12 protein-coding genes and 4 pseudogenes are annotated in these 11,615 nt (G+C 55.0%); 9 read left to right on the plus strand and 7 right to left on the minus strand.

The window, feature by feature from the left end:
• The first annotated feature begins 104 nt into the window (after positions 1-104).
• From KGB03_RS06230 to KGB03_RS06245, 4 genes are all read left to right on the plus strand, one after another.
• Positions 105-797, plus strand: a complete 693-nt coding sequence (locus KGB03_RS06230; protein WP_223526581.1) for an SOS response-associated peptidase — start codon at positions 105-107, stop codon at positions 795-797.
• Positions 798-868: 71 nt separating this feature from the next.
• The gene (locus KGB03_RS06235) at positions 869-1,432 is read left to right on the plus strand and encodes a hypothetical protein (protein ID WP_223526582.1); all 564 of its coding nucleotides are present in this window, start codon (positions 869-871) and stop codon (positions 1,430-1,432) included.
• Between the two features lie 85 nt (positions 1,433-1,517).
• On the plus strand, positions 1,518-1,838 hold the full coding sequence (locus tag KGB03_RS06240; protein ID WP_223526583.1) for a hypothetical protein: 321 nt from the start codon (positions 1,518-1,520) through the stop codon (positions 1,836-1,838).
• Positions 1,839-1,894: 56 nt separating this feature from the next.
• On the plus strand, positions 1,895-2,680 hold the full coding sequence (locus KGB03_RS06245; RefSeq protein WP_223526584.1) for a hypothetical protein: 786 nt from the start codon (positions 1,895-1,897) through the stop codon (positions 2,678-2,680).
• Between the two features lie 82 nt (positions 2,681-2,762).
• Here KGB03_RS06245 and KGB03_RS06250 read toward each other — a convergent pair whose 3' ends face one another.
• The 3 genes and pseudogenes from KGB03_RS06250 to KGB03_RS06260 form a co-directional block, all read right to left on the minus strand.
• Complete coding sequence (locus KGB03_RS06250) at positions 2,763-3,044, minus strand: addiction module antidote protein (RefSeq protein WP_056788879.1); 282 nt, start codon at positions 3,042-3,044, stop codon at positions 2,763-2,765.
• Positions 3,041-3,250 (minus strand): annotated as a pseudogene (locus KGB03_RS06255) (type II toxin-antitoxin system RelE/ParE family toxin); the annotation flags it as partial. The pseudogene KGB03_RS06255 and the gene KGB03_RS06250, both read right to left, overlap by 4 nt.
• Before the next feature lie 31 nt (positions 3,251-3,281).
• Positions 3,282-3,431: pseudogene (locus tag KGB03_RS06260) on the minus strand (transposase domain-containing protein); the annotation flags it as partial.
• Between the two features lie 90 nt (positions 3,432-3,521).
• Here KGB03_RS06260 and KGB03_RS06265 point away from each other — a divergent pair.
• Positions 3,522-4,814 (plus strand): PAS domain-containing protein, encoded by a 1,293-nt coding sequence (locus KGB03_RS06265; protein ID WP_223526585.1) that lies wholly within the window; start codon positions 3,522-3,524, stop codon positions 4,812-4,814.
• 50 nt (positions 4,815-4,864) lie between these two features.
• On the opposite strand, the pseudogene KGB03_RS06270 reads toward KGB03_RS06265, so the two are convergent.
• Positions 4,865-4,987 (minus strand): annotated as a pseudogene (locus tag KGB03_RS06270) (hydroxyisourate hydrolase); the annotation flags it as partial.
• Between the two features lie 38 nt (positions 4,988-5,025).
• Entirely contained in the window at positions 5,026-6,501 is a 1,476-nt protein-coding gene (gene tnpC / locus KGB03_RS06275; protein WP_411739963.1) for an IS66 family transposase, read from the minus strand.
• Positions 6,502-6,624: 123 nt separating this feature from the next.
• On the opposite strand from tnpC (KGB03_RS06275), the pseudogene KGB03_RS31300 reads away from it, so the two are divergent.
• The 4 genes and pseudogenes from KGB03_RS31300 to KGB03_RS06295 form a co-directional block, all read left to right on the plus strand.
• Positions 6,625-6,921 (plus strand): annotated as a pseudogene (locus tag KGB03_RS31300) (transposase); the annotation flags it as partial.
• Positions 6,918-7,262, plus strand: coding sequence for an IS66 family insertion sequence element accessory protein TnpB (gene tnpB / locus KGB03_RS06285; protein ID WP_003425037.1), 345 nt, complete (start codon positions 6,918-6,920; stop codon positions 7,260-7,262). The pseudogene KGB03_RS31300 and the gene tnpB, both read left to right, overlap by 4 nt.
• A gap of 37 nt (positions 7,263-7,299) precedes the next feature.
• Positions 7,300-8,805, plus strand: coding sequence for an IS66 family transposase (gene tnpC / locus KGB03_RS06290; protein ID WP_003425038.1), 1,506 nt, complete (start codon positions 7,300-7,302; stop codon positions 8,803-8,805).
• Between the two features lie 3 nt (positions 8,806-8,808).
• A complete protein-coding gene (locus tag KGB03_RS06295; protein WP_003425039.1) occupies positions 8,809-9,108 on the plus strand; it encodes a plasmid pRiA4b ORF-3 family protein in 300 nt (99 codons plus the stop codon).
• 92 nt (positions 9,109-9,200) lie between these two features.
• Here the strand turns inward: KGB03_RS06295 and merB are convergent, their stop codons facing one another.
• Both merB and merA read right to left on the minus strand, forming a co-directional pair.
• Positions 9,201-9,839: an organomercurial lyase MerB gene (gene merB, locus KGB03_RS06300; protein ID WP_003425042.1), complete on the minus strand. Its 639-nt coding sequence runs from the start codon at positions 9,837-9,839 to the stop codon at positions 9,201-9,203.
• Positions 9,840-9,851: 12 nt separating this feature from the next.
• Positions 9,852-11,534, minus strand: a complete 1,683-nt coding sequence (merA, locus tag KGB03_RS06305; protein WP_003425044.1) for a mercury(II) reductase — start codon at positions 11,532-11,534, stop codon at positions 9,852-9,854.
• Positions 11,535-11,615 lie beyond the last annotated feature (81 nt).

The raw sequence follows: 11,615 nt of genomic DNA on the forward strand, positions 1-11,615 counted from the left end.
TCATTTTTTAATGAATTTCTCAGCATTGGAGTCATCCAAATTTCTATCTGCAGTCAGATGGGGGAAGGGTGAGTGACCTAACCTCTAATATCAGGAAAAGGTTTATGTGTGGTCGATTCGTGATGTTTAGAAGCCTTGATGAGTATGTGCAGGAGCTTGATCCACAACGCGACCTCTTCACAAGCGCTGACACCACGCCTGTTGAGCGATACAACATCGCCCCTTCAACTGATGTGCCAATCATCCATGCCGAGCCTGACGGCCCGCAGATCTCGCCAGTGCATTGGGGTTGGAAGAGGGAGGTGTCTTGGCCGAAGCCCAAGGTTGTGCAGCCTATCAACGCACGCATAGAGACCATTGCGAAGGGTAGGTTCTACAAGGATCTGTTCCCTGACCACAGGGCCTTGGTAATGGCTGACGGCTGGTACGAATGGGTCAAAGAACCGGGTGATGAGAAGAAGCAACCCTTCTTCATCAGGTTGAAGAGCCACAAGCCTATGTTCTTCGCTGGACTGGCCCAGGTAGAGCCAGGTCCATCGCCTGATGAGCCACCGGGCTTTTTAATCATCACTGCGGATGCTGATGGCGGGATGGTAGACGTACATGATCGTAGGCCCGTGGTTCTTTCTCCCGAGCTTGCGCGGGAATGGCTTTCCCAAGATCTGACGAAAGAACGCGCCAAGGAAATCGCAAGAGACCTTGGGCAACCTGCAGAAGATTTTGAGTGGTATCCCGTCTCAAAAGACGTTGGCAATGTGAAGAATAAAGGCGAGTATCTGATTAAGTCGATTACATGAACAAGTAGAGACAGGGCTGTGTAGCGGAAACAGTGAAGCCTAGGTGATTGAAGCATAAAAGGAATTTTCAGATGAATCGTAAATTCAATTCACCTGTGGAAAAAGCCGCTTTGGATTTTGCCTATATTTTGATGGTGAAGTCTGCAACCTATCCAGTCTATATTAATACCAATAATACGCACATGGAGCCTGATGGTTCGCTGTTATTCCGTGCGCTGAACATTGAAACTCTCGAAAGTGAAAATCTATACCACTCAATGATGCACTATGAGTGTCTCGGTAAATTAGATTTCTTCAATATAGGCGAAGTGCTTACCGAAAAAGCACAGAAGAAAATGATTCAGCTTTGCCAGAAGCGGTCCTGCCTACCTCATTCATTTACCTTTGTTGAGCTAATGGCTCAGATCGATGTGTTTAGCAGTATTGAAGAAAATACGGCAAAAGATGAAGCTGAATTTGTTAAGCATAATCTTGAGATTAACTTTTCTGAATGCTTCCAAACCGATGAGTGTCGATTTATAGCCTATAACACTTCCTACGACCGTGAGCTTACCAGCGGTTATAAAATGGTAGAGGAAGGGTTTCAACGATTAGCATTCGATCTAACCTTGCTAGTTGGTGTTGCTAAAGATTGAAATATTTTTGAGTGAAAATCCTTAACGGTGATTTTTGCTAATTCCGTTTGGTATAATTTGACTCATAAACAAAACTATATTTACTATGGCTAAAATTAAATTCAAATCTGATGAAGAATATCTTAGGTATTTTGAAGGGTTGATTGATTCTTTAAGGCATATAGCCCGTGATTACGGTTATTGCGTATATGGATTATCTTACAAAGATTATTTAGGAAGAACTGTAATTTCTCTGGACTACTATGATGTAAAACTAGATTCGATGGTGAGCTGGGATCTGGTCAAAGAAGTAGGGGTTGCTGTTCGAAGATTCAAGAACAAAGAGGTATTGCTTTTTCGTGGCGAGACAGTAATAACTCATAAGCAGATAAAATATTTAAAAGAAATTGAATTACAAGCCTCCTAGATTGAAGTTTGGTTTTATAAAGTGGTATAATTGTGTGTATAACAATTTATCCATTTATGACTAAAAGAAAAGCTACAAAAAATAAAGGTGCGTTACCTGAAGGTTCTCAGCCAGTTGCTGAAATGCAAAATGACGATCTAGATTTTTCATTCCTTATTGAAGAAGATCTAATAGACGCAAAGAATAATAAGGATGACTGCATTGATTCAAATGATGATTTTGCTATAAACGGTCTTGAATATGACTGGTTAGAAAATTCAGTTAAAGAATATACTAAATTGAAAACAGAATTTTTTAGCTCATATTCTGAATCAGTAAGAGAAGAATTGGTAGAGGTAATTGCTAGTATCCGAAGGATCAAAGCTGAAAATTATGGTTATCAATTTGAGGTTAAGAAGGATCGGGTTTTAGGGTACTCTGAATATATATATGCTAAGTCCTTTTATGTTCCTTGTTTTCTTTTGAGGCTGCTTGAAGAATATGGATTTGAAGCAGAAGTTTCAGAGCTGGAAATCAAAGAGCCTGATAAAAATGTCACTTCGGATGTTATTAGGTTTCGTAAAGATCTGATTTTATCAAGAAAGGATGGTTCGTTTGTTTTTTCTTGCTGCTTTAGAAGGTCGCTGAAAAACTTTTTAGATATTTCTATAAGCTATGGGCACCTCGCATGGAGGTTTCCGGCATTCATAGAGGGTCTGTATAATGATAATTCGTGTAACAATAATTTGATAAAGTGCGATGAGGAATCCATTCGTACTCTAGATGTAGCTGAAGTTTCTCTTTTAAGTTATGAGAGGCTAAATAATAAAATATACGAGGATTGTAAAATTAGGTATAAATAACAATCTTATATTAAAAAATAAGCCTCCTTTTAGGAGGTTTTATATTTACTCATGCTCCCGGTCAGTCCGGAAGGGATTGGGCCTAAACGTGCTGGGCTGTCAGCTTCACACCTAGCGCATTCACAAGCTTCAACACTGTGTCATAACGGGGCTTTGCGCCCGGTGCCAATGCTTTGTACAGGCTCTCACGATTGATACCAGCATCCTTGGCAAGCTGGCTCATGCCACGAGCCTTGGCGACTTCCTGCAGAGCGCGAAGGAACACGTCAGGGTTTGGGTCTTCCAAAGAAATGGTCAGGAATTGAGCAATCTCGTCCTCGTTGGTGAGGTACTGGGATGCATCAAATGCTTTGAGTTCTCTCATTTTACGTCTCCTTGCTCGATCTCATCGAGGATGGATTTGGCAAGCTTGATGTCTCGTTTCTGTGATGACTTATTGCCGCCACACAGTAGCAGGTAAACGACCTCGCCACGGCGCGTGTAGTACACACGGTATCCCGGCCCGACGAAGATCCGCATTTCGCTGATGCCTTCGCCCACCGGCTCACAGTCACCAAAATTACCCGCCTCGTAAGCGTACGCCGAACTCACCTTGCGCGACTCAGGCAGGCGCCCACTGATGCGGCAGCAGTTGGCCGACCTCACTCGCCCGTTGCGTCGGCAGGCGTGTCAGCACGTCCTTGAGATAGGCATACGGATCATGCCCGTTCATGCGGGCCGACTGGATCAGGCTCATGATTGCTGCCGCGCGTATGAGCAGAAGCTTCTGCGCAAAGGCTTATGCATGCGCATGGGCGGGCTGCCATACTCCAGAGACCATTCAGGATGAATTGTGTCCAGCATGAAGAGTATCGCCAGTCATATCGAAGCCAGCGTGATTGCCCAGGCACTGGATCAGTCAGTGAATGCCGTTTTGCTTACCGAGGCACACGAGGGCGAGGGTGGGCACCGTATCGTATATGCCAATGCCGCATTTTTGCGCATGACTGGCTATGGCGAAGAAGAAATTCTGGGACAAAACCCGCGCATCCTTCAGGGGCCTGATACTTGCGGCGAGGTCATCAGGCGCCTTCGTCAGTGCCTGGCGGACGGCACATTCTTTCAGGGTTCGACCATCAACTATCGCAAGGACGGTCGCCCGTACGTTGTCGAGTGGAGTGTTTCGCCTGTGCGCGGTGCGTCCGGTGAGATCACTCATTTTCTATCGCTTCAGCAGGACATCAGTGGCCTGATCGCCGCACAGAAGGCCACACAGCTGTTCGACCGTGTACTAAACGCTACCGATGATGGTGTCGTCATCACGGACAGTCGCGGCACCATTGAGTTTGTTAACAAGGGTTTTGAAGAAATCACCGGATACGGCCTGACCGAGGTGCTCGGTCGCAATCCCAGCATGCTCAAGTCCGGGGAGCAGAATGCCGATTTCTACACAGAGATGTGGAACACCCTGAAGCAGGGGCATTCATACAAAGGCACCTTTGTGAACCGGGGCAAGAATGACCAGCTGATCTACTGCGACGAGACCATCACTCCGCTTACCGATGAGAACGACACCATCACCCATTACGTCAGCATCTTTCGCGACCTGACCACAAGGGTTCTGGAAGAACAGATGTTCCGCGAGATGGTGCGTTTTGATGGCCTGACTGGGGCGCTGACCCGGACGGCTGGAGAGCTGGCGCTGGAGAATGCCTTTATGCAGTCGCGCGGCAGCAAACTGCCCATGTCGATTGCCCTGGCGGATATCGATCACTTCAAGCAGGTCAACGATCAGTGGGGTCACAGCACGGGTGATGTGGTACTCAAAACGGTTTCGGGAAATTTGATTGCCGCGCTCAGGGCCAATGACAGTGTCATTCGCTGGGGCGGTGATGAGTTCTTACTGATCTTTGGCGGCTGCGATCTGAGTCATGCCCTGCTGCTGGCCGAGCGCTGTCGCCAGGCTGTAGCGGACAGCCAGCACGAGAATGTCGGAGTTGTCACGTTATCGATTGGTCTGGGCGAGCTGCGGCCGGATGAGGCGCTGGCGGATCTGATCGAGCGTGTTGACCAGCCCCTTTATCGGGCGAAAAAGACTGGCCGTAATCAGACGCAGGTATCAACCGCCGAAGAGCCGCCTGCAGTGGGAATATAGCCTGCATAAATCCAGCCTTGCCCCATAGCAGGGGCAAGGCTGCAGCATGCTCAGTTGCCGCGATAGGTTGAAAAGCCGTACGGGCTCAGCAGGAGCGGAATGTGGTAGTGAGGCACGCTGCCATCGGCTTCGAAAATCACCGGCACTTCAGGGAAGAAGGTGGCCGACTGATGCTTCTTGGTAAGCGTACGCCGAACTCACCTTGCGCGACTCAGGCAGGCGCCCACTGATGCGGCAGCAGTTGGCCGACCTCACTCGCCCGTTGCGTCGGCAGGCGTGTCAGCACGTCCTTGAGATAGGCATACGGATCATGCCCGTTCATGCGGGCCGACTGGATCAGGCTCATGATCGCCGCCGCGCGTTTGCCGCTGCGTAGCGACCCGGCAAACAACCAGTTCGAGCGCCCCAGGGCCCATGGACGAATCTGGTTCTCGACCTGGTTATTGTCGATGGGCACAGCACCATCCTCGACATAGCGAGTCAGTGCCTGCCAGCGTTTAAGGCTGTAATCCAAGGCTTTCGCCGTGGCCGATCCGTTGGGCACAAGATCACGCTGGGCCAGTATCCAGTCATGCAGTGTATCGAGGATCGGTGAAGCCTTTTCCTGTCGTATTCGCCAGCGTTCTTCATCGCTCATGTCCCGTGCTTGCCGTTCGATTTCGTACAGGCTGCCCATCGCGTGCAGTGCTTGTTCGGCCAACTGGCTTTTGTTTGCAGCGTGCAGATCGAAGAACTTGCGGCGGGCGTGGGCCATGCAGCCGATTTCGGTAATGCCTTGCTCGAAGCTGGCCTTGTAGCCAGCGAAGTCGTCGCAGACCAGCTTGCCATTCCACTGACCAAGAAAATTGCGCGCATGCTCGCCGGCACGGCTGGGACTGAAGTCATACACCACGGCCTTCAGATCGGCGAAGGGTGTGGTGCTGTAGGCCCAGACGTAAGCCCGATGGGTTTTCTTCTCGCCTGGGGTGAGCATTTGCACCGGGGTTTCGTCAGCGTGGATCACGCGTTGGCCCAGCACGGCTTCGCGCAGGGCATCGACTAGCGGCTGGAGCTGCACGCCGGTTTGTCCGACCCACTGCGCCAGTGTCGAGCGAGCGATGGCCAGGCCGGCACGGCCAAAGATTTTCTCTTGCCGATATAGCGGCAAGTGGTCGGCGAATTTGGCCACCATCACGTGAGCCAGAAGGCCGGCGGTGGGGATGCCCTTGTCGATCACCTGGGCCGGCACGGGGGCCTGGATCAGTGTTTCGCACTGGCGACAGGCCCATTTCCCACGCACATGCTGTTCGACGGTGAAAACGCCCGGCGTGTAATCCAGCTTTTCGCTGATGTCTTCACCGATGCGTTGCAGCTGGCAGCCGCAGGCGCATTGGGTGTTCTCCGGTTCGTGGCGGATCACGGTGCGCGGAAATTGTGCCGGCAGCGGTGTGCGCTTGGGCTGTTGGCGGGGTTCGGCTGGAGCAACCGGGGGATTGACAGCTTTCAGCTCCGCCTCGATGGCGGCGATGTCAGTGTCGAGCAGGTCGTCCAGCAAGCTACCCTGGTCAGGGCTCAGTTGCTCGCTACGCTTGGCAAACTTGTGCCGTTTGTACCAAGCGATTTCGTGTGTGAGCTGCTCAATGATGGTTTGATCACGGTGGATTTTCTGTAACCGTCCGGCCAGCACCCTCTCCTGACAGCCCTCCAAATTGGCCAAGATAGTGGACACCATTTTTTAGTGGACACTATCTTGGATACAGTTGCCCCAGCCCGTCGAGCCGGTCGCCGCCCCAACTTTCCGCTGGACTTTAAACGCCAAGTCGTCGAGGCCACCTTCCAGCCTGGCGCCTCCGTGTCATTGATCGCTCGCGAACATGACGTCAATGCCAATCTGGTCTTTCGCTGGCGGCAGCAATACCAAGAAGGGCTATTCGGCCCGGTCAGCCAGAGTGCTTCGTTTTTGCCAGTCCAGGTGATCGAGGCGCCAATGGATCTGCCGCCAGTCTTCCAGCCACAGGCAGAGTGTCATTCCGAGATCGCAGTTGAGGTAGGAAAAGCCAAGTTGCGTATCACCGGAGCACCAGACCCGCAGACGCTGCAACTCGTCTTGCAGCAGTTAGTGCGATGATTGCCCCTCCCGCTGGAACCCGTATCTGGATCGCCGCTGGCGTCACGGACATGCGTCGTGGCTTCGACGGTTTGGCGGCCATGGTGCAGACTCAACTGGAAGCCGATCCCTTCTCCGGTCAGATCTTCGCCTTTCGCGGACGGCGTGGTGACCGGATCAAACTGTTGTGGTGGGATGGCGACGGCTTGTGCCTGTTTTGCAAACGGTTGGAGCAAGGACGCTTTGTCTGGCCGCAAGCAACCAGCGGCAGCGTGTCGCTGACGACCGCGCAGTTGTCGATGCTGTTGGAGGGCATTGATTGGCGCCGGCCAATTCGTACAGCACCCGTCCTCGCGGTCTGACTTGCCGCGCTGAAAAAATCCCCAGTAATATTCGGGCATGACCCTCGTGACCGACTCCCTGCCGAATGATCTTCAAGCCTTGAAGGCGCTGATCGCTGCCCAGCACGCAGAGATTGAGCGCTTGAAGATGATGATCGCCAAGCTGCGTCGTACGCAGTTCGGTCGCAGCTCCGAGCAACTGGAAGCGATGATCGACCAGCTCCAGTTGAGCCTTGATGAGCTGCAAATCAGCCAAGCCGAAATGACACCTCCAGTCGAGCCGGCACCTCGCGCAGTTTCGCGCCGTAAACCATTGCCTGAACACCTACCTCGCGAAACCCACGTTCATCAGCCCGAGTCGCAATGCACTGGCTGCGGTGGGACGCTTCGCCATTTAGGTGAGGATGTGTCCGAAGTGCTTGAGTACGTTCCGGCACGTTTCAAAGTCATTCGCCATGTCCGTCCGAAGTGGGTTTGCCGCTGCTGCGAGCACTTCGCCCAGGTGCCGGCACCGAGTCGCCCGATCGCCCGAGGTCTTGCCGGCCCAGGGTTGTTGGCCCATGTGCTGGTCTCGAAGTTTGTCGATCATTTGCCGTTGTATCGGCAGTCCGAGATCTACGCCCGTGAGGGCGTGGAGCTGGAGCGCTCAACCCTGGCCGACTGGGTTGGCCAGAGCAGTCAGTTGCTGCGACCACTGATCAACGCCCTTGAGCACCACGTCATGAGCGGACACAAAGTCCATGCCGACGACACGCCGATTGGCGTGCTCGCGCCGGGCAACGGCAAGACCAAATCGGCGCGCCTGTGGACGTACGTGCGGGACGACCGACCTACGGGGGACGCGACACCGGCGGCGGTCTGGTTTGCCTACTCGCCGGATCGCAAGGGGCAACATCCCCGCGCGCATCTCAAGCGCTTCAGCGGGATCTTGCAGGCGGACGGCTATGCCGGTTTTGCTCAACTATATGCCACGGGCACCATTGAGGAAGCGGCGTGTTGGGCTCACGCCCGGCGCAAGTTTTACGAGGTCTACAAAGACCTGGCTTCACCACTTGCCGCCGAGGCGCTGCAACGGATTGCGGCCCTGTATGCCATCGAAAGCGAGATTCGAGGGCAACCGCCCAACCTGCGAAAAGTGGTTCGGCAAAGCCGAGCCAGTCCGCTGCTGGAACAACTCCACGCGTGGCTCAACCAGACGCTGACTCAACTGTCGAAAAAATCGGCATTGGGCGGTGCGATTCTCTATGCCCTCAATCGGTGGCAGGCCTTGGTGCGCTATTGCGATGACGGGCGAATTGAGATCGACAACAACGCTGCCGAACGCGCGCTACGTGCTGTCGCGCTAGGCAGAAAAAATTATCTGTTCGTCGGTTCCAACGCCGGCGGCGAACGAGCGGCTGCGATTTACAGCCTGGTGGGTTCAGCCAAACTCAACGACCTGAACCCGCAAGCCTATTTGACACACGTGCTGGAGCGCATCGCCGACCACCCGATCAATCGGGTCGACGAACTGCTGCCCTGGAACGTTTCTCTCGCCTCCACGGAACTCTGCGAGGCCGCCTGATCCATGGTCAAAACTGTTCGCTTGCCAAAACCCGAACCTGATTTGTTGCTACTGCACATTGAATTGAAGTGGATCGAACCTGCCATCTGGCGCCGTGTGGCGGTGCCCGAGAACATCACCTTAGGCAAATTGCACGCGGTGATCCAGATCGCAATGGGCTGGCACGATGACCATCTGCATGAGTTTGAAATAGCTGGTGAGAGTTACGGTATTCCCGACTCCGATGGATGGGGGCCTCCCGTGAACTCGGAGACCCGCAAGACTCTGATCAAAGCGTTGAACGGGAAAAGGACATTCCGCTAGGTCTATGACTTTGGCGATGGCTGGGATCACCGGATCAAAGTCGGAAAGAGAAATCCGATGCCCACTCCGTAGGACATTGAGTCGAAATCCAATCACGATGTTCTCATTGGAAGGGTCTGCAACAGATGTCGATTAAGCTCCTGGCCCACGCCGAACGCCTCTTGGACGCTTACGATAGTCAATCCTTGATGCTTGGAGGCCCAATCTTCTGCCGCTGGGATAGATGCGAAGAAATGCACATGGCAACAGAAGGACTGACGAACGTCGGCCGCCTCCTGCGGCAATACCAGTGACACTGCCACGTCGGCAGGTTCAACAGCCTGTATCTCGCTGGGTGAAACCGTAAGCGAAACGGGTGCTCCAGTTGCAGCGCAATGCGACGAGACGCGAGCTGTACGGCCGATTAACGCCGGGAGCATCAGGGTGTCCAGCGCGCACCAGGCATACAGCCGGCGGTTGTCAATTTCCAAGACATGCGACGTCTCGCGCAAGGTGAGGACATAGCCGATGATGTTCCCATCGTTGTCGTATTCGGTACTGGTGGCTTGTTCGAGCACAGCCGCCACTTGCTCAGCGGGCCAGCCAAGAGTCCTGGCAAGCGTAGTTCGCGAAATCGGGCGTCCCTTGGCAAGTTCACCCAGTAGCGCGACCAAGAACTCCGCAAAACCTTTGGGCCGGTTGGTCGGGGTGAGACGTTCGGCGATCTCGGTAATGTAGCGGGCAAATTTCATGGTGCTCTCCATTCATCCAGCGCAGCAGGACAATTGCTTTACGTCCTTGGTGAAAGTCTGCGCCGCGAGCTTCAGGCCCTCGACCATGGTTAGGTAGGGGAACAACTGGTCGGCCAGCTCCTGCACGGTCATGCGGTTGCGAATAGCCAGCACCGCCGTCTGAATCAGCTCGCCCGCTTCCGGGGCCACCGCCTGCACGCCGAGCAACCGACCAGAACCCGCTTCGGCGACCAGCTTGATGAACCCTCGCGTGTCGAAGTTGGCCAGCGCACGCGGCACGTTGTCCAGGCTCAGCGTGCGACTGTCGGTTTCGAGGCCTGCGCGCTGTGCTTCCGCTTCGCTGTAACCGACGGTGGCCACCTGCGGATCGGTGAACACCACCGCCGGCATGGCATCGAGATTAAGCGTAGCTTCGCCGCCGGTCATGTTGATCGCCGCACGGGTGCCAGCCGCCGCCGCGACGTAGACGAACTGCGGCTGGTTGGTGCAGTCGCCGGCTGCATAGATATCCACTGCGCTACTGCGCATGCCCTGATCGATCTGAATGGCGCCGCGTTCATCCAACAGTACACCCGCCGCTTCCAGGTTCAGGCTTTGGGTGTTGGGCGTGCGGCCGGTGGCGACGAACAGTTGGTCGGCGCGCAGTTCACCGTGGTTGGTGGTCAGTACGAATTCGCCGTTGGCGTGGGTCACCTGACTGGCTTGTGTCTGCTCAAGCACGTCGATGCCCTCCATGCGGAAGGCTGCGGTCAGCGCCTCGCCGATGGCCGGATCTTCGCGGAAGAACAGCGAGTTGCGCGCCAGGATGGTGACGCGGCTACCCAGCCGGGCAAAGGCTTGCGCCAGCTCCAAGGCCACCACGGATGAGCCGATCACGGCGAGCCGTTGCGGAATACTGGCGCTGGCCAGTGCCTCCTCCGAGGTCCAATAGGGGGTGTCTTGCAGCCCGCGAATCGGCGGCACGGCCGCACCGGCGCCGGTAGCGATCAGGCAGCGGTCGAACGCGACTTCGCGCCCGCCCCCCTCGACCAGTTCGACGCTGAGCGTGTGGCCGTCCTGGAAGCGAGCGGTGCCACGCAGCACGGTGATGGCTGGTGTGCTCTCCAGAATGCCTTCGTACTTGGCGTGACGCAGTTCGTCGACAAGGCCTTGCTGTTGCGCGAGCAGCCGCTCGCGCAGGACGGTCGGCGGCGTGGCGGGCATTCCGTCATCGAACGGACTCTCGCGGCGCAAATGAGCCACATGCGCGGCGCGAATCATGATTTTCGACGGCACGCAGCCGACGTTGACGCAAGTGCCGCCGATGGTGCCGCGCTCGATCAGAGTGACGCGGGCGCCGGCTTCCACCGCCTTCAAGGCGGCCGCCATTGCCGCACCGCCGCTGCCTATGACTGCAATGTGTAGCGCGTCGCCGTTTTTGCCGACCTCGGTGTCGCTGCGCAACCAGCCCAGCGCCTTATCGAGCTGGCCGGGGCGCGGTTGTAGCGAGGCGACTTCGAACGACGCTTGATACCCAAGGGCCTCGACGGCGGCTTGCATTTGTTCACGGCTGACAGCCGCGTCGGCCGTCATTTCGGCCTTCCCACCGGCGTAGGAGACGTCCGCCCGGTGCACGCCGGAGATTCCCTCCAGAGCATCTCTGACGCGGTCGGCACAGGAGGCGCAGGTCATACCGTGGATTCGCAGTGTGGTCATAGCGTTTACTTCCTCAAATGGGTCTCTTTGCGGCATTACTGTTTTGGCTGTGGTGGGCAGGCACCCGGGGCGCAACGGGGG

It is taken from the genome of Pseudomonas sp. BF-B-26 (assembly GCF_019956495.1).
In the GTDB taxonomy this organism is placed as follows: domain Bacteria; phylum Pseudomonadota; class Gammaproteobacteria; order Pseudomonadales; family Pseudomonadaceae; genus Aquipseudomonas.